This window comes from Streptomyces zagrosensis (genome assembly GCF_014203645.1).
Classification (GTDB): domain Bacteria; phylum Actinomycetota; class Actinomycetes; order Streptomycetales; family Streptomycetaceae; genus Streptomyces; species Streptomyces zagrosensis.
The window spans coordinates 1-17143 of record NZ_JACHJL010000033.1 but is presented as its reverse complement, the minus strand read 5'-3'; the positions used below and the strand labels follow the sequence as shown (position 1 = coordinate 17143).

Below are 17143 nucleotides of genomic sequence, written 5' to 3'. Positions count from 1 at the left end.
CCCCGCCGGGCCCTCTGGGTGGGGTCGCCGCGCGCCACCGTTCGGCCGGGCCGTCGAGTGAGGGGCCGCCGTGCGTCGCCGTCCGACCGGACCGGTGGGGGTGAGGGGCCGCCGTGCGTCACCGCCCCGCAGGACCGTCGCGCGGGCGGGGTCCACCAAGTGGTGGACCCCAGGTTCAACTGATCGAGGCTGTTGGCGCTGGTGGCCCTGCGACCAGCATGGATGCCATGAAGAATCTTCCCGTACGGATGGCTCGTTGGAGCGCCGGGCACCCTTGGCGCGCGATGGTTGGTTGGTTCGTTTTTGTGGCGCTGTGCCTCGGCGCCGGGATAGGCATCGGCGGAAATCCGGCCGTCGCGGAGGATTTCCATATCGGGGAGGCGGGCCGGGGCGAGAAGATAGCCGCCGATGGTGGACTCCAACAGCGGCCTTTGGAGCGGGTGCTGATCACCGCCAAGCCCGGGGCGGGCCGCCTTGACCCAGCCGCTGCCGATGCCGCCGCCCGCGATGCGGCGACGCGGATGCGGAAGCTGCCCGAGGTGCGCTCGGTTGCCGACCCGGTACGCGCCGGCGACGGCACGGCCGTCCGGGTGGACGTCACCATGAACGGGCCCGAACTCGACGGCAAGAAGCACGTTGATCCGCTCCTCGCCGTGACCGCCGCGGTGCAGCAGGCACACCCCGAGCTGAGGGTCGAGGAGACCGGTTCTCCGTCCATCAGCAAGGGCGTTGACAAGCTACGGGGCGATGATCTGGCCCGTACCGAGGTGATCGCCCTGCCGGTCACCCTGATCACCCTGCTGCTGGTGTTCAGCTCGGTGGCGATGGCCTTGGTGCCGCTGCTGCTCGCCCTGTCGTCCATCGCGGCGTCCATCGGCTTGTCGATGCTGGCCTCCCACGCCTTCCCGGACGCGGGCGTCGGCACCAGTGTGATTCTGTTGATCGGGCTGGCCGTTGGCGTGGACTACACGCTCTTCTACCTCAAGCGCGAGCGTGAGGAGCGGGCCAAGTCCGGCGGTGCGCTCTCCTCGCAGGCCCTGGTGGAAGTGGCCGCCGCCACCTCGGGGCGAGCCGTCGTGCTCTCCGGCCTTGCCGTCGCCGTCTCCAGTGCGACGCTCTTCCTCGTAGACGACGTCATCTTCTCCTCGATCGCCACCGGGGCCATCGTCGTCACCTTGGTCGCCGTGGCCAGCTCGCTGACCGTACTGCCCGCACTGCTGGCCAAGCTCGGCCAGCGCGCGGAACGTCGAACCGAGCGCAAGGCGGCCCGTGCGCTGCGCCTTGGCAAGCCCGCACGGCCCGCGAAGCTACCGAAGGCCGACACCGGTCGGATCACCGCGGCCGTGCTGCGGCCTGTCAGCAAGCGGCCTGCCGCTGTGCTGGCCGTCACCGTTTTGGCCATGCTCGCCCTGGCCGCCCCGGCACTGAACCTGAAGCTGACCGATATGGGTCGCGAGACGCACTCGCGCTCGGTTGGCGCGATGCAGACGTGGGACCGCCTCAACACCTCGTTCCCCGAGCTCATGGCCATGCACCAGGTAGTTGTACGGGCCGAAGCCGACCGCTCAGCCGAGGTGGCCGGCGCGCTGCGCGAGCTGGCCAAGGAGGTGCAGGGCGACCCGCGGCTGTCCGGCGACGGAGTGCTGTCCACCTCGCAGGACAAGCGGATCAGCATGCTCCAACTCCAGGTCCCGCACTATGTCAGCAGCGAAGCGGCCCAGTCGTCCCTGCGGTCGATCCGTAACGAGCAGGTGCCCGACACCATCGGCAAGATCGCTGAGACCGAGGTCGCGGTGACGGGCGATGTGGCCCGCTACGCGGACTACCCCGAGCACCAGAAGCAGAAGCTGCCGCTGATCATCGTGGCGCTGCTCGTGGTCACCTTCGCCATGACGGTGTGGGCATTCCGCTCGGTGGTCCTCGGCCTGGTGGGCATCGCGCTGAACCTGCTGTCCGTCGGTGCCTCGCTCGGCATCCTCGTGCTGACCTTCCAAAACACCTGGGCTGAGGGCGTACTCGACTTCACCTCCACCGATTCCATCGGCTCCCGGGTTCCGCTGTTCCTGCTCGTCATCCTCTTCGGCCTGTCGATGGACTACCAGGTGTTCGTGATCAGCCGGATCAGGGAAGCGGCGCTGAACGGCGTGCCCACCCGGCAGGCCGTGCTCGACGGCATCGGCCGCTCGGCCGGCGTGGTCACCAGCGCGGCCGTCGTCATGGTGACGGTGTTCGCCAGCTTCGCCGCCCTGCACCTGATCGAGATGAAGCAGATCGGCTTCGTCCTCGCGGTCGCCGTACTGCTCGACGCCTTCATCATCCGCATGCTGATCCTGCCGGCCCTCATGTTGCTGCTCGGGCAGGCCAACTGGTGGCCTTCGCGTGGCATGCGCCGAGCTCAGGCGCCTGCGATCGCTGCTGCGCCGGCACCCGAAAAAGTAAGCTGACCCCATGGTCCCGCCGCTGCCACAGCCCTACGATCGGTTCACCGCAGCCAGGCTCCACCTCTGGTACGGCCTTGCCTGGGCCGTGGTCGGGGTGGCGCCGACCGGACTGGCCGTGCGGGAGGAGCCCCCGGCAACGGCGTACACCATGGCAGGACTGCTGGCGCTGCTGACCATCGGTTACGGGTTGGTGTCCTTCCTGCCGCGCAACCCGGCGCTCCGCCCCCAGATCTATTTGGTCGTGCTCGGCCTTGGGCTGGGGGCGGTGTCGTACCTGCTGGCAGGGGCCGCCGCGTTGTACGTGGTCTCGCTCCCGCAGTTCTGGGTCTTCGCCGACACCACGCGATCCGCGCTCAGGCTGAGCGGTTTCGCCGCGGCGACCACGGCGCTCGGCGGTCTGCTGCCGCAGGGCTGGAGCCCACATCTGCTCACCGGCAACACCATCGCCACCCTCATCGCCTACGCGGCGAGCGTGGCGGTCGGGCTGTGGGCCTACCGTTTCATCGGGTTGAACCAGGCAAGGGCCGACGCGCTCGCCGCCGAACTGGCCGAAGCGCAAAAGGAGTTGGTGCAGGCGCACCAGCGCCAGGGCGCGGCGGACGAGCGCGAGCGGCTGGCCCGCGAGATCCACGACACCCTCGCCCAGGGCTTCGCCTCCATCATCGTGCTGGCGGAGGCGGCCCGCTCCGGCGTGCACAGCGACCCCGCCAAGAGTGCCCAGCAGTTGCTGTCGATCGAGCAGACGGCCCGCGAGAACCTCACCGAGGCGCGCGTCCTCGTCGGCTCAGCGCCGCAGAGCGGCGTCGCGCCGGGCTCGGTCGCCCAGGCGCTGCGCCGGACGCTGGATCGGTTCGTCCAGGACACCGGGCTGATCGTGGAAGCGGAGCTGGGGGACGTCGTGTGCGACCAGCGGACTCGCATCGCGCTGTTGCGCTGCACTCAGGAGTCGCTCGCCAACGTACGCAAACACGCCGCCGCCTCCACGGTGGGCGTCGTACTCGCCCGGCTTCCCTACGGAGTCGAGTTGGAAATAACCGACGACGGCCGCGGGTTCGTAGTCGATGACTCTTACGGGTTCGGCCTCGACGGCATGCGCAAGCGGCTGGCCGAGCTCGACGGGGAACTGTCGGTCACCAGCTCGCTCGGAGACGGCACCCGCATCCTCGCCACCATCCCGCTGGCCGATGACGAGCGGCCAGGGACCGCAGCCGATCACGAACAGCCGATGACAACTAGCCGATCACGAGCAGGCGATGACAACTAGCCGATCGCGAACAGGCGATGACAACTAGCCGATCGCGAACAGGCGATGACAACTAGCCGATCACGACCAGCCGACCATGAGCAGTCAGGTCCCTTGGCCGATCACGAGCAGTCAGGAATGACATGACGCACAACACCATTCGCGTGATCGTGGCGGACGATCACACGGTGATGCGCGCGGGAGTCCTCGCCCTCATGGCCCCGGAGACCAGCGTGGTCATCGTCGGCGAGGCGGGCAACGGCAAGGAGGCCGTCGAGCTCGTACAGGCGCTCACCCCGGACGTGGCCCTCCTTGACCTGCGGATGCCGGTCATGGACGGGGTCGAGGCCACCGCGCAGATCGTCGCCAGTGGGGCGCCCACCCGGGTGCTGATCCTCACCACGTACGACACGGACGTCGAGATCGAGCGCGCGGTCGAGGCCGGGGCCGTGGGCTACCTGCTCAAGGACACCTCGCGCGAACAACTCGTGGAGGCGATCCGCTCCGCGTCCCGTGGCGAAACCGTGTTGGCACCCAAGGTCGCCCAACGCCTGGTGGCCCGGATGCGCAGGCCGACCCCCGTCGCCCTGACCGCGCGGGAGCTCGATGTGCTGAACGCGGTGGCCGATGGTCTGTCCAACGCCGACATCGGCAGGCGGCTGATCATCGGTGAGGCCACGGTCAAGACCCATCTGCTACGCGTCTTCGCCAAGCTCGATGTGAGCGACCGCACCCATGCGGTGGTCGTGGCCCTCGATCGGGGGCTGCTGGTGCGGCCCGACCGCGACGCACCCACCGCAATCTGACGGGCTCACCCCGGTCGGTTGGCCATGAGCGTGCGGTAGAACGGGAGGGGGCCAACACCCGAAGCGCCGCCGTCGCGCCGGCACGCCGTCATCGGGCCGTCATCGGGCTACCACCGGACCGTCATCGGACTGCCATCGGACCGTCTCGGTCTGACATCGGACTGCCAACGGACCGACACTGGACTGCCAACGGATTGCCGACGGACCGCGATGATGACCAGGCGGCGGCTCGTTCGGCCGTGCGGGTGGGTGAGGGTTGAGGGGGCTGAGGTGGCTGAGCCGGACGAGAGCTGGCCGGGGCGCGTGGACCGGTTGCCGTTCGTGGGCAGGGCGGCCGAGCTGGATCGGCTCGACGCGGCCTTGGACCATCTGGAGCGCCGAGGCGACGGCGGGCCCGCCGTCGTCGATGTCACCGGCGATGCCGGCATCGGCAAGAGCCGGCTCTTGACGGAGTTCGCCGCGCGGGCGCGCGGCCGGGGGATGACCGTGCTGCGCGGCCTGGCCGCCGAGCGCGAAGGGTACGGCCCGTTCCAGCCGTTCGCCGATGCCTTCGCCGACCTCGACCAGCGGGCGCTGCGCGCCTTTCCGGCACTGGCCGAGTTGCCCACTGCCGTACGCGGCGGAGCCGATGGAGCGGGCGCACCGGTGCCGCGGGACCGGCGCGCTGTGGTGCGGGCCACCGCCGCGGTGCTGCGCGGGGTGGTCGAGGCGGGGGCGGACCGCGGATGTGGTGATGCGTACGCCCGCGCCGCTGGGCGCGTGCCCGCTCCCGGGCTGGTCGTGCTCCTCGATGACCTGCACTGGGCGGACGCGGCGTCGCTGGAGCTGCTCGACCATCTGGTGCGGCACCCCGTACCGGCCCCGTTCCTGCTCGCCGTCTCCCGGCGCGCCCGGCAGTCGCCGCCCGCGCTGGTCTCCGCGCTGGCCCGCGGCATCGACACCGGCGCGGTGCTGCGGATCACCCTGGGGCCGCTCGGCAGCAGCGAGTGCGTCGGGGAGTTGACTGGCGAGCTGCCGCCCGAACGGGCCGCAGCGCTCTACGCGGCCTGCGAGGGCAACCCGCGTTACCTCCTCGCACTCCTCCAGGCCCACCGCACCGGCCCGGGCACCGCCCCGCCGCTCGATGAACTGGCGGCGCTCAGCGCGCTGGAGCGCGGCGTGGTGGAGGCGGTAGCGGTGCTTGGCGACCAGGTGACTACGGACCTGGTCGGCGCGGTCACCGGGGCCACGGAGGCCGACCTCGTGGCGGCCCTGCGCCAGCTCGTACGCCGCGACCTGCTGCGCCCGCAGGAGAGCGGCCGGCGGTTGGCGCTGCGCCACCGGCCGCTGCAAACGCTGATCCGCGCCGGCGTGGACCCCTGGCGGCGCCGGGAGCTGCACCGCCGGGCCGCGGCCGAACGCGCCGAGGCCGGCGCCCCGCTGGCCGAGCAGGCCCACCATGTCGAGCAGTCACTGACCCGTTGGGACCCCGAGGCGGCGAACGTCCTACGTCGGGCCGCCGATCAGGCCGCGGTCACCGCGCCGGCCGCCGCCGCACGCTGGCTCGCGGTCGTCCTCGGCGTCTTGCCGGACACCTCCGAACACCGGGACGCGCGCAACGAGTTGATGCTCGCACGCGCCCAGGCACTCGGCATGATCGGCGCGGTACGCGAGAGCCGTGACCTGCTCCACGAGCTGATCGGCCGCTGCGGCCCGGGCGCCGGTGGCGGTGACACCAGCGACGCCAGTGACACCAGCGACACCAGCAATGCCAGGAGAGCTAGTGATGCCAGCGATGGTGGCCTGCGTACGGCCGCGCTGGTGCAGTGCGCTTTTATGGAGCGGCATTTGGGGCGCTATGTGGAGGCCGGTGCGCTGCTCCGCCGCGAACTCGACCGGCGCCCCGGGCCCCCGCCGTCCCAGCGCGCCGGGATCGTCGTCGAATGGGGCTGCCGCGCCCTGTTCGCCACCCGCTTCCCCGAGGTGCGCGAGGAACTCGCCCGTACGCTGGCCGACGCCCGCGCCCGCGGGGACGAGCGGGACGAGGCGGAGGCGCTGACGCTGGCCGCCATGGGCGAGGCCTACGAGGGCGATACGGCGGCGGCCCGCGGCTATGCCGAGGCCGCCGCAGCGCTCGCCGACGTGCTGACGGACGTTGACCTCGCCGGGCAGTGCGAGTCCCTGGTGCGACTGGGCTGGAGCGAGGTGTTCTTGGAGAACTACGCCGACGCCGAACGGCACGCCCAACGCGGGGTGGCCATCGCCCGGCGCAGCGGCCGGCCCTTCGCGCTCTCGCAGTCGCTGCTGTGCGCGGGCTACGCCCAGTTCGTGACGGGTCGGGTGACGGCGGCCCTCGGGCTCGTGGATGAGTCGCTGGCCGTTGCCCACACCCTGGGCGGTGGCGAACTACTCGGCTTCATCCAGGCGATCCGGGCCGCGATCCTGCTGCATGCCCGGCCGCCGGGCGATCCGGAGGTGCTGGCGGCGGCCGATGCGGCGGTGGCCACCGTGGGCGGGATGAACGGCTGGTGGGCGACGACGTCCCGCTGTCTGCTGGCGTACGCCGCGTTGGCGGCGGGTGATCCGCACCGGGTACGGGACGTACTGCTGCATGCCGGCGGAGGCGAGGAACTGCCCCAGTTGCAGCCATCCGTACGGCCGAACTTCCTTGAGCTGCTTGCCACCGCCGCGCTGGCCACCGGCGACACGGTGGAGGCGGCGCACTGGTCCGAGCGTGCGACCAAGGAAGCGGAACGGCTCGCCTTGCCGTCCCAGCGGGGATCGGCGCTGCGGGCAAGCGGCCAGTTGGCGGCGCAGCGCGGCGATGTGGCAGCGGCGGCGCGGGCGTTCACCGAGGCCGCACGCGAGAGTGCGCGGTCCGGGGCGGCGCTGCGGGAGGCGCACAGCTTGTTGCTGGGCGCCCCGCACGTGCGGGCCGCCGGCGACGGCTCGCGGGCCTTCGCCATGTGGCGTAGGGGCCGCCGCCTGGCCGCCGATGGGGGCGCGCTGTTGCTGGTCGAGTTGGCCGACCGAATCGCCCCCGCGCTACGCGAGGCGCCGCCGCTCGGCCCGCCCGGCGCGGTGCTTTCTGAGGCTGCGCCGTCCGGTGTTTCGTCTGGTGGTACGGCGTTTCCTGGTGCGGCGTTTCCCGGTAGGGCGTTTCCCGGTTCGGCGGGTTCGGCGGGTTCGGCGGGTACGACGGGTTCGGCGGGTACGGGCCCGGCCTCGGGTGCCGGGGCCGACACGGTGGACGGAGCCGGCCTCGCCTTGCTCACGCCGCGCGAGCGGGAGATCTCCGCGTTGGTGGCCGAGGGCCTGACCAACCAGGCCGTGGCTGACCGGCTGTGCCTCAGTCCGCGTACGGTCGAAAGCCATGTCGCACGGGTCTACCGCAAGACGGGCATCTCCTCGCGCGCCGCGCTGGCCTCCTTGATGGCCCGCGGCGCGGGACCGAGCCCGCCGGAGTGAGCAGCGCCGGAGTGAGCCCGCCGGAGTGAGCAGCGCCGGACCGAGCCCACCGGAGTGCGCAGCGCAGGCGCGGCCGTAGCTGTCGGTTGGTCGGCTTCACTTCTCCTGCGGATGCGTGGCGATCACCTTGCCGCTGGGGTCGGCCTTGAGGTACCCGGAGCCGTATCCATCGGACAGGTAGATGCTCATGCTGGGCCCGCTGTTGAAGACGGTGGAGGCCGTGCTGACGACGAGGTAGCGGCTGGTGGGCTTTTCGACGCCCAGCACCCGATCGGCCTTGCTCAGGAGCGCGGGCAGGGCGTCCCAGTCGAAGCTGGCGAGGTCCACCGGCACGGTGCCTGACATGGTCGTGCCGCCCGCCCCTTGCCGGCTGGCCACGTCGCCGCCTCGGTAGGTGAACCGGTCGTAGCGCTTGGTGCTGCCCTTGACGAGCGCCTCGGCGGACACGTGTTCCGGGTACACCACGAAGCCGGTGACTCGGCTGCCGCCCATGATCGGCCGCAGCTTCCCGACCGCCTTTCGTATCCCCTCCGGGGTCAACAGGTTGGTCTCCGTCATCTCTTCGGCCTCCGGCACCGAGGCAGGTGACGGGATGAGCGTGTCGTTCGGCGGGTCGGATGCGTCGGGTGCGCCGGATGTGTTGGATGCGCCGGGCGTGGTGGCGGGGCGGTGGGCACCGGAGTTGGTGGCTCCGCCGGTGAGCTTGCCCTCTGACGTGGGCATCAGCGTCCACAACAGGACTCCGACGAGGGCGGCCCCGGTGAGGGTCACGGTGCCTGCCGCGATACGCGTCCGCAGCGCGCTGCGCCGCGCTCTACCGGCCGGCCCGGGCGCACCATCGGCCAACCCGAATGCCCCGCCGCCTCCCGTGGACGGCGGCACCGCATCGGCGGGCTCCCCGGGCCCGGCGGCCCCCACGCCGCGCCGCGCGTCGTGCGCGTCGCTGGGGTGTGCGGTGTTGGGGTGTGCGGTGTCGGAGTGCCCCGGGCCGGGGGCTTCCGGTGTACGCGATGGCTGCGCGCCTGGTGGCGCCAGCCGGAACGAGGTGGTCTCGGGCCCCTGGGCCTGCCTGGATTCAGCGCGTGCGGGGGCGTGCTGGGCGCTGGTCGCGCCCTGGGTGCTCGCCGCCGTGAGCATGCGGTCCAGGGTTCCGGCGTCCGGGCGCGCGCCGGCGTCCCGTACCAGCAACAGGCTCAGCACCTCGGTGAGCGGGCCGGCCCGCAGCGGCGGTGGTACGTCGTCGTTGAGGACGGCCGCCAGGGTCGCGAGGGTGTTCTCCCGGCGCAGCGGGTGGTAGCCCTCCACGGCGACGTACAGCAGCATGCCGAGCGACCAGAAGTCCGCGGCGGGCCCGCCGGCCTGGCCGCGCACGCGCTCGGGGGCCATGTAGTCGGGCGAGCCGATCACGGAGCCCGTGGCCGTCAGGCTGGTGGACTCGCGGATCGCCGCGATGCCGAAGTCCGTGAGGACCGGACGGCCGTCCGGGCGCAACAACACGTTGGCGGGCTTCACATCGCGGTGCTCGATGCCGACCGCGTGGGTGGCGCGCAGTGCCGCAAGGATTCCGCTGCCGAGCCGCGCGGCCTCGGTGGGCGTCATCGGGCCCTGATCGAGGCGGCCTTGGAGCGAGCCACCGGTGACCAGCTCCATGACGATCCAGGGGTACCCGTCCTCGCCGCTGTCCACGATGTGGTGGATGGTGACCACGTTGGGGTGGTCGATGCGGGCGAGGGCGCGCGCCTCGCGCAGCACGCGGGCGCGCAGCGTGCGGGCCGCCTCCGGGTCGTACTCGGCGAGCGCCGGATCGGGCGGGCGCACCTCTTTCAACGCCACGTCGCGATGCAGGGCCATGTCACGGGCCCGCCACACCAGGCCCATGCCGCCGCCACCGAGCCGTCCCGCCAGCTCGAAGCGATCGTCGATCACTCGTCTCACGAATTCCCCCGGTTGTTCCAGAGCGCCCGACATGTCTGGATGCTCATGCCATGGCGTTCACGCCATGCCGTAATGCCATGGGCATGCCATACGCGCCTGGGGAGGCCGATCCGTCACCTGCCGCGCTGCGAAGGACGATCCCGGCATGCCAAGCCGTGGTCGCACTCCACGCGTCAGCGCGTACACCGCTTGTGCCGGGACGAGCCTGTCAAAGTCGCCGCGCGACGGCATCCGTAGAACTACGGAATCGCCTACGCAAATTCGCTGGCCTGCGATCTTCTCCGCCGGCCCACGCTCAGCTGTCGGACCGCACGGAAGATTCCAGTAGCGCACGACTCTTTCCGATGCGGCCTTCAGCAGCGCACCGGGTTCGCTGCCCCGCTGCCCCGCTGCAACCTGGCCCGGCAACTGTCAGGTGCACCGGTACGTCTTTGAGGCATGACTACTGCTGCACCTGCGCCGCCGTCCAGCACGCCGCCGATCTGGCCGCACTGCCGCCACGGCGCGACCGCGGCCGATCCGGTCGGCTGCCGCGGCATCCGCGTCGGTGTCCATACCGGCTGCCTGGCCCACCTGGCCGACACCGACCGCGACGCCTACCTGAACGGCCTGACCCCCGGCGCCGACATCGACCACCGCGGCACCCCCATCACCGAAGACCTGCTGGACCGGTTACTCACCGCCCTGCACGACCCCACTACCCGCAGGCCCCACATCGGCACCGCCTGGTTCGACGGGGCGACCTTCATCGGCACCGCATGGTTCGCCGGGGCGGCCTTCACCGGCGACGCCCAGTTCGGCGGGGTGACCTTCACCGGCGAGGCCTGGTTCGGCGGGGCGGCCTTCAGCGGCGACGCCGGATTCGCCAGGGCGGCCTTCACCGGCGACGCCTGGTTCGGCGGGGCGGCCTTCAGCGGCGACGCCGGGTTCGCCAGGGCGGCCTTCACCGGCACCGCCTGGTTCGACGAGGTGACCTTCGCCGGTGCCGCCCAGTTCGGCGGGGCGACCTTTACCGGTACCGCCAGGTTCGCCTGGGTGACCTTCACCGGCGACGCCCAGTTCGGCGGCGTGACCTTCACCAAGGACGCCAGGTTCGACGGGGCGCGGTTCGAGACGGCGTCGCGTCTGGGGCCGCTGGTGTGCGGTGCGAAGGTGGTGCTGGACCGTGTGGTGTTCGATCAGCCGGTGACGGTGGAGATGGCCGCTCGCGAGGTGAGCTGTGTGCGGACGCGGTGGGCCTCGACGGCCACGCTGCACCTGCGTTACGCCGAGGTGGATTTGAGGGACGCGGTTTTGGAGTACCCCGTGGTGGTCGCCGCCCGCCCGGACCCCTTCCCCTCCCTCTCCCTCTACTCCTATGACCCGCTGTCGGAGGTGGAGCTGTCCGGCCGGGAGCCCGGTGTGCGTCTGACGTCGGTGGGTGGGGTGGACGCCGCGCACCTCGCGCTGTACACCATCGACCTGAGCGGGTGCCGGTTCGCAGGTGCCATCCACCTCGACCAGCTGAGGGTTGACGGCTGGTGCACCTTCGCCACCGCCCCCGCCGACCGGGGCCGGCGCTTTCCCTGGCGGTGGAGTCGGCGCAACACTCTGGCCGAAGAGCACCACTGGCGGGTGCGTACCGCCCGCCACGCCACCCCGGGCTGGACCGCCCCGCCCCAGGGCGCCCCCGAACTGCCGCCGGCCGCGGTGGCCGCGCTGTACCGGCAGGTACGCAAGTCGCTGGAAGACGGCAAGAACGAACCGGACGCCGCCGACTTCTACTACGGCGAGTGCGAGATGCGCCGCCACGACACCACCCGCCCCCAAGGCGAGCGGGTGCTGCTGACCGCCTACTGGGCCCTGTCCGGGTACGGGCTGCGTGCCACCCGAGCACTGGCCTGGCTGGGGGTGGCCATGGCTGTCACGATCGCGGTGATGGTGCTGTGGGGCCTGCCCGCCGATGACCCGAAGCCGACCACCACCGGCCGTCAGGTAACCATCGGACACAAGATCGTCCTCACCACCGACACCCCCAATTCGGTCAACCCCACCGGCCCGCCGGCCGAACGCGTCACCACCGAACGGCTGGAGAAGGGTCTGCGGGTGGTGATCAACTCAGTCATCTTCCGCTCCTCCGGACAAGACCTCACCACCACGGGCACCTACACCGAGATGGCCTCCCGCCTTGCCGAACCCGTCCTCCTTGGCCTGGCCGTCCTCGCCATCCGCAGCCGCGTCAAACGCTGACCACTACCCACACACGGCACAGGAGACAACGCGGCGCCCCACCGGGCACTGAGATGACCGGTGCCTCGCACCACTCCAAGGCGCCGTACGGAAGATTCCAGTTTCCAGGCCACAGCCCCGCCCACTGACATCTCTTGTGCGGCCCGACACCCGCACCGGTGAGCTGTGCGGCGGTCGCAGGCCGCGGCGTGGTCCCGCCGGGCGGAGGGTGGCACCCGAGACTTCCGGCCCGTCGCTCAGCTCGCGTCACAGAAAGTAAGAAAATGACTACACGTGACCCCGCCGTCTGCGAGGGTGTAAAAGATTCGGCCCCTCCCTGGGGGCCCATCGCGGAGGTGTGCGGTGCGCTCACACTGGGGCTGGTTGCTGTCAGCGGTGCTGGCCGAGGCAGCCATCGCGACTGCCGACGCGCTCGTTGGCGGTGTCTCGCTCGGCGGTCTGCTGATCGTCGGGCCGCTGCTCGCGGCGTACCGGCTGCCCACGGTTCCCACCGCCGCGGTCAGCGCCTTGGCGGTGCTGCTCGCGTTACTCGCGCCCCTGTTCGGTGGCGGTGAGGCGATAGCGCCCATCGAGGCGGAGCACATCATCGGCGTGCTGGCGGTGAGCACCGGCGGGGTGTGGGCGACGGCCACGGCGCACGCCCGCACGCGCTGCCAGCGTGCGCAGGACCGCATCCGGCGCGGGTACGCCCGCATGCGCCGGGCGCACGCTCGAACGCGTAGTGCGTACGCCTGTACGCGGGAGGCGTACGCCACGACGCGAGGTGCGCTCCTGCGTACGCGCCGCGCCCTCGCCCACATCCAGCGCGTCCACGCGCGGACCAACGACGCCTGCGCGGCGGCCCAACGCGCCCACCAGGACGCGCGACGAGCCTTGGAGCGCATGACCCGGATCGCCCAGGTGAGCCAGCAGGCGATCGTGTGCCCGCTGCCATCGGAGATCGGCGATCTCACGCTGGCCGTGCGGACCCACTCCGCCACCGAGAACGCCCTGATCGGCGGCGACCTGCACGACGCGATCCTCACCACCACCGGCCCACGCCTGATAGTCGGTGACGCCAAAGGGCACGGGCTGGACGCGGTGCGGCTCAGCGCGGCCGTACTGGCGGCCTTTCGGCAGACGGCAGCCGCCGAGCCCGATCTCACCCAGCTCGCCCGCATCCTCGACACCCGGATAGCGAGCGAGTTGGGCGCCGAGGACTTCGTCACGCTGGTGCTGGCGGACTTCGCGCCCGGTGAGGTACGGCTGGTCAACTGCGGCCATCCGCCACCGCTGCGTACGGGTCGGCACCTGGAGGTGCTGGAATCGCCCGCACCCTCGCCCCCATTGGGTTTGACCCCGGAACCGATCCTTCAGCGGATCATGCTGGCGCCGGGCCAGCGACTGCTGCTGTACACCGATGGCCTCGCCGAGGCGCGCGACGCCAAGGGCGAGATGTTCCCACTCGATCACCAGGTGCTCGCCGCGCTGAACGGCCCCACCCTTGACGCGTCGCTGTCCCAGTTACTCGACCTGCTCCACGCGCACGCCGGTACGGCCAGGGCCGACGACCTGACCCTCATCTTGGCCGAACCGGCCGCCGCCACCGCGCCCCTCATCGACTCACAGCCCAGCGGGCCCACCTCCGCCCCTGCGCCCGTCGCCGCCCCCGCTATCGTCCCTGTCTCCGCTCCCGCTCCCGTAAGCCTGCCGGCACCCTGGCCGCCTCACGCGAAGGCGGGGGAACGGCAGCACCGGCTGCCGGACTAGTCACCGGCCCTGGTCCGGCCACCGGCCCAGCCCGGGCGCCTCACACCGGTTCGGGTGCGCGCGCCGCTCGCTCGTCGTACTCCCCTTGCGCCACCTGGATATCGGACATATGAGACTCCGACCAGATGCGGATGGCGTCCGTCAGCCCCGCCAGGCTCTGGCCGAGGTCCGTAAGCCGGTACTCGACGCGAGGCGGAACGGTCGGGTAGACGGTGCGCAGCACCAGGCCGTTGCGCTCGCAGTCGCGCAGGCTCTGGGTCAGCATCTTCTGGGTGATGCCGTCGAGGCGGCGGCGCAACTCGCTGAAGCGCATGGTGCCGGGGCGCAGCGCGCCGATGGTCAGGCACACCCACTTGCTGGAGAGGAAGTCCAGCACCTCCCGGGAGGCACAGTTTCGTAGATACGCATCGGCGCCACCGTAAGAACGCAGGTCAGGGATGGTTTCCATAAGGTACCTAGATACCATTGAGGTGCCTACTTCACAAGGGAAACCACTTAGCGGAGCCTTGATGACATGACAGAGAACATGCGCATCATTCGCCAGGAGACCCTGGGCGGCCCGGACGTCCTTCGGCTGACCGAGGTCGAGCGCCCCACCCCGCAGGCGACTGAGATTTTGGTTGCGGTGCGGGCGGCCGGAGTGAACCCCGCGGACTGGAAGGTGCGCCAGAACGGTTACTGGCTCACCCCGCCGTTCGGCGTTGGATGGGACGTATCGGGCGTAGTGGCCGAAGTGCCGCCGGGCGAGAGCCGGTTCGTGGTCGGCGACGAGGTGTACGGGATGCCGCGCTTTCCGGCCGAGGCGGGCGCGTACGCCGAGTACGTTGCCGCGCCGTCGCGGCACTTCGCCCGAAAGCCGAAGAGCCTGGACCATGTGGCCGCGGCAGCACTCCCGTTGGCCGCGCTCACCGCGTGGCAGGGCCTGGTGGAGGTCGCGCAGATACGCGAGGGCCAGCGGGTGCTGATCCATGCCGCCGCGGGGGGCGTCGGTCACCTGGCGGTGCAGATCGCCAAGGCCCATGGCGCGTACGTCATCGGAACCGCCCGCGCGGCAAAGCACGAGCTGCTGCGCGACTTGGGGGCCGACGAGTTGATCGACTACACGGAAGCGGACTTCGCCGACGCGGTACGGGACGTGGACGTCGTACTCGACCTGGTCGGCGGCGCGTACGAGGAGCGCTCGTTGCGCACCCTGCGCCGCGGCGGCATTCTCGTCACCGTTCCCAACCCGCTGGCGATCGCGGAGGCGGTGGCCAAGGCCGCGGCGGTCGGCGCCCGCGCCGCCACCGTGCAGGTCGCCCCGGACCACACTGTCCTTGAGCACCTGGCCACCCTCGTGGACGAGGGCACACTGCGGCCCCTGGTCGCCCAGACGTTCCCGCTGGCGGAGGCGGCGAAGGCACACGAGTTGGGGGAGGCGAACCGCACCACGGGGAAGATCGTCCTGACGGTCTGAGGCGTTGGCGGGCTGCGGGGATTGCGAAGACTGCGGTCTGCGGGGCTGCGGGCTGCGGCCCGGTGGTCTGGCGGTCTGGCGGCTTGAGGGGCGCGGGGGAGGCCGGCAGCAGCCATCTGCGCTGTGGGGGGTGTACGCCACGGGGAGCAGCGGCGGTTGGGCGTTACTCCCGGGGCCGTACGAGCGGGGTCGGTCTCAGGGGGGAAGCGGCCCCGGCGGTCCGGCTCGTAGCCTGATGGTCCCCGCGGTCTTCTCAGGGCGGGTGATGGGCCTGGTGTGCCCGCCACGCACCGAGTCCGTCGTTCCCTCCGGCCGATGGGGGCAGGGGCCACGTCGTCCCCTGCTCGGCCGGGCGCGTTGAGGGTCCTGGCACGCCACCGGGGCCCTCATCGCTGGGGCCCCGCACGCGCTGCCACCCGACCGAACGATGCCCCGCATCGGCAGTACCGAAAACGGCGCACGGACGATGCGTCGGTCAGTTGCGCCCTACTCGCGTTTTTGGAGGCGATCCGACTCAGGGAACCGGAGTTCGTCGGCGTCGGCCGTCCACTCGATGCCTCCGCCTTCCGGCCGCATAAAGGCAATACGTTTTCCGTCGACCTGCGGATCGAACAGGAGATCTTCCACGCTATGGACCGACTGGAGCACCCCCACCTGTCCGGTGTACGGGTCGTAGGCACGCTCGCCCGGTCGTGGTCCGTGATATCCGGAGTCGCTCATTCTGACGTTCACGCGTCCCCTTTCGTTTTCTCTTCGCAGTCGGAAGGCCGTTCGAGTTCGGTCTCGTATCGGGGTCGGCATGTCGTCTCTATTCCCCCTCGGAGACAACTTCCCTCTAACGCCTGCTGAATTGCGAGGTGAAACCGCAGGAGCAGAAACGCTTCTTGTACGGCGACGCCGCTTTCGACCGCTTCCGCGTGCAGCCGTCTGCTATGCGCGCTGACCAGCCGCATCGGCCAGGACACGCGGCCCGTCATGTACCACCAGCTCTCCCACCGCAGCGCCGCTCCATGCCGCCACGTACCGAACGGACTCACCGCCGTTGCTTTCGCGCGAGGTGTGCTCGCACTTGTTCGCCCAAGGCATCGACCAGCCGCCACAACTCACTGAGCGGAAGCCGTTGTTCGCTACTGGGGGGTAGTTTTTCTTGCGCGGCCCGGGGGGTTTGGCCGCGTTCTGCATTCGCCATGGGGGACTTTCTGAACTTGGTGACGCCCGACGCGGACGCGCATTACCGTGTGTATCTCAAATGTCGCTCTGGGGCGTGCAGTTCGGTAGATTTGAGGCGACGCCACGGCTCCTGGAGTGAACGAGAGGCACGCCATGGAGAGTGAGAACGCCCGCAAACGGCCAGTGTTGTTCCGGTGCGGGACAGCAAGAACCGGGGGACCGTCGTTGGTGTCCCCCGCCAGAACGTGGTCGCCGTTCACGGCTGCGATGTGGCGCGCAGAGCTCCCGGCCGGCTGAGGCCCCCCCGCCCCGCACCCGGCCCCGCCTCGCCCCGCACAGCACCGCTCCGATCCGCGTCACGTCGTGGCGCGAGGTGGCGTGAGGATCTCACCCGTTGGCCACGTGCTCAGCCCGCTGCACCTCGCTTGGCGGGGCGTCTCTATGCGACAACGCGCATAGTCGCGACGACGCGTGGACGAGCCCGGACGGTGCCCCGTACGGTCGTGCTCGAAGGCCCAACCGGGTTCGCAGACCAGGGGGTTTCACATGGCACGCGAGGAACTTACCCGACTCACTGAGCCTTTTCCATCATCGGTCTGAGCTGGCCAGATGCAGGGCGAGGACGGCCTGGATGAGGGCGGTGATCCGGGTGGTGGAGCACCGGAGT

10 protein-coding genes are annotated in these 17143 nt (G+C 70.8%); 7 read left to right on the top strand and 3 right to left on the bottom strand.

The features are described 5' to 3' along the window. The first annotated feature begins 227 nt into the window (after positions 1-227). The 4 genes from FHS42_RS34180 (at position 228) to FHS42_RS34165 (ending at position 7937) form a co-directional block, all read left to right on the top strand. Positions 228-2444, top strand: coding sequence for an MMPL family transporter (locus FHS42_RS34180; RefSeq protein WP_184579904.1), 2217 nt, complete (start codon positions 228-230; stop codon positions 2442-2444). A 4-nt stretch (positions 2445-2448) separates the two neighbouring features. Further along, positions 2449-3705: a sensor histidine kinase gene (locus FHS42_RS34175; RefSeq protein ID WP_184579902.1), complete on the top strand. Its 1257-nt coding sequence runs from the start codon at positions 2449-2451 to the stop codon at positions 3703-3705. Positions 3706-3827: 122 nt separating this feature from the next. Beyond that, positions 3828-4490, top strand: a complete 663-nt coding sequence (locus FHS42_RS34170) for a response regulator (protein WP_184579900.1) — start codon at positions 3828-3830, stop codon at positions 4488-4490. A 270-nt stretch (positions 4491-4760) separates the two neighbouring features. Beyond that, positions 4761-7937, top strand: a complete 3177-nt coding sequence (locus tag FHS42_RS34165) for a helix-turn-helix transcriptional regulator (RefSeq protein WP_312867159.1) — start codon at positions 4761-4763, stop codon at positions 7935-7937. Positions 7938-8033: 96 nt separating this feature from the next. On the opposite strand, the gene FHS42_RS34150 is transcribed toward FHS42_RS34165, so the two are convergent. Then, a complete protein-coding gene (locus tag FHS42_RS34150; protein ID WP_184579896.1) occupies positions 8034-9905 on the bottom strand; it encodes a serine/threonine-protein kinase in 1872 nt (623 codons plus the stop codon). Between the two features lie 405 nt (positions 9906-10310). On the opposite strand from FHS42_RS34150, the gene FHS42_RS34145 reads away from it, so the two are divergent. Both FHS42_RS34145 and FHS42_RS38885 read left to right on the top strand, forming a co-directional pair. After that, the gene (locus tag FHS42_RS34145) at positions 10311-12101 is read left to right on the top strand and encodes a pentapeptide repeat-containing protein (protein WP_184579894.1); all 1791 of its coding nucleotides are present in this window, start codon (positions 10311-10313) and stop codon (positions 12099-12101) included. Positions 12102-12443: 342 nt separating this feature from the next. Next, the gene (locus FHS42_RS38885; RefSeq protein ID WP_184579892.1) at positions 12444-13850 is read left to right on the top strand and encodes a PP2C family protein-serine/threonine phosphatase; all 1407 of its coding nucleotides are present in this window, start codon (positions 12444-12446) and stop codon (positions 13848-13850) included. Between the two features lie 40 nt (positions 13851-13890). Here the strand turns inward: FHS42_RS38885 and FHS42_RS34135 are convergent, their stop codons facing one another. Continuing rightward, positions 13891-14298, bottom strand: coding sequence for a winged helix-turn-helix transcriptional regulator (locus FHS42_RS34135; RefSeq protein ID WP_184579890.1), 408 nt, complete (start codon positions 14296-14298; stop codon positions 13891-13893). Between the two features lie 66 nt (positions 14299-14364). On the opposite strand from FHS42_RS34135, the gene FHS42_RS34130 reads away from it, so the two are divergent. Beyond that, a complete protein-coding gene (locus FHS42_RS34130) occupies positions 14365-15306 on the top strand; it encodes an NADP-dependent oxidoreductase (RefSeq protein WP_184579888.1) in 942 nt (313 codons plus the stop codon). Between the two features lie 486 nt (positions 15307-15792). On the opposite strand, the gene FHS42_RS34125 is transcribed toward FHS42_RS34130, so the two are convergent. Beyond that, on the bottom strand, positions 15793-16038 hold the full coding sequence (locus FHS42_RS34125; protein WP_312867158.1) for a hypothetical protein: 246 nt from the start codon (positions 16036-16038) through the stop codon (positions 15793-15795). Between the last annotated feature and the right edge of the window lie 1105 nt (positions 16039-17143).

What these genes read in the sequence shown, in the direction of transcription:
- FHS42_RS34150 (WP_184579896.1), bottom strand. Translation starts at nt 9,905, where the DNA reads ATGTCGGGCGCTCTGGAACAACCGGGGGAATTCGTGAGACGAGTGATC.
- FHS42_RS34135 (WP_184579890.1), bottom strand. Translation starts at nt 14,298, where the DNA reads ATGGAAACCATCCCTGACCTGCGTTCTTACGGTGGCGCCGATGCGTAT.
- FHS42_RS34175 (WP_184579902.1), top strand. Translation starts at nt 2,449, where the DNA reads ATGGTCCCGCCGCTGCCACAGCCCTACGATCGGTTCACCGCAGCCAGG.
- FHS42_RS34145 (WP_184579894.1), top strand. Translation starts at nt 10,311, where the DNA reads ATGACTACTGCTGCACCTGCGCCGCCGTCCAGCACGCCGCCGATCTGG.
- FHS42_RS34180 (WP_184579904.1), top strand. Translation starts at nt 228, where the DNA reads ATGAAGAATCTTCCCGTACGGATGGCTCGTTGGAGCGCCGGGCACCCT.
- FHS42_RS34170 (WP_184579900.1), top strand. Translation starts at nt 3,828, where the DNA reads ATGACGCACAACACCATTCGCGTGATCGTGGCGGACGATCACACGGTG.
- FHS42_RS34130 (WP_184579888.1), top strand. Translation starts at nt 14,365, where the DNA reads ATGACAGAGAACATGCGCATCATTCGCCAGGAGACCCTGGGCGGCCCG.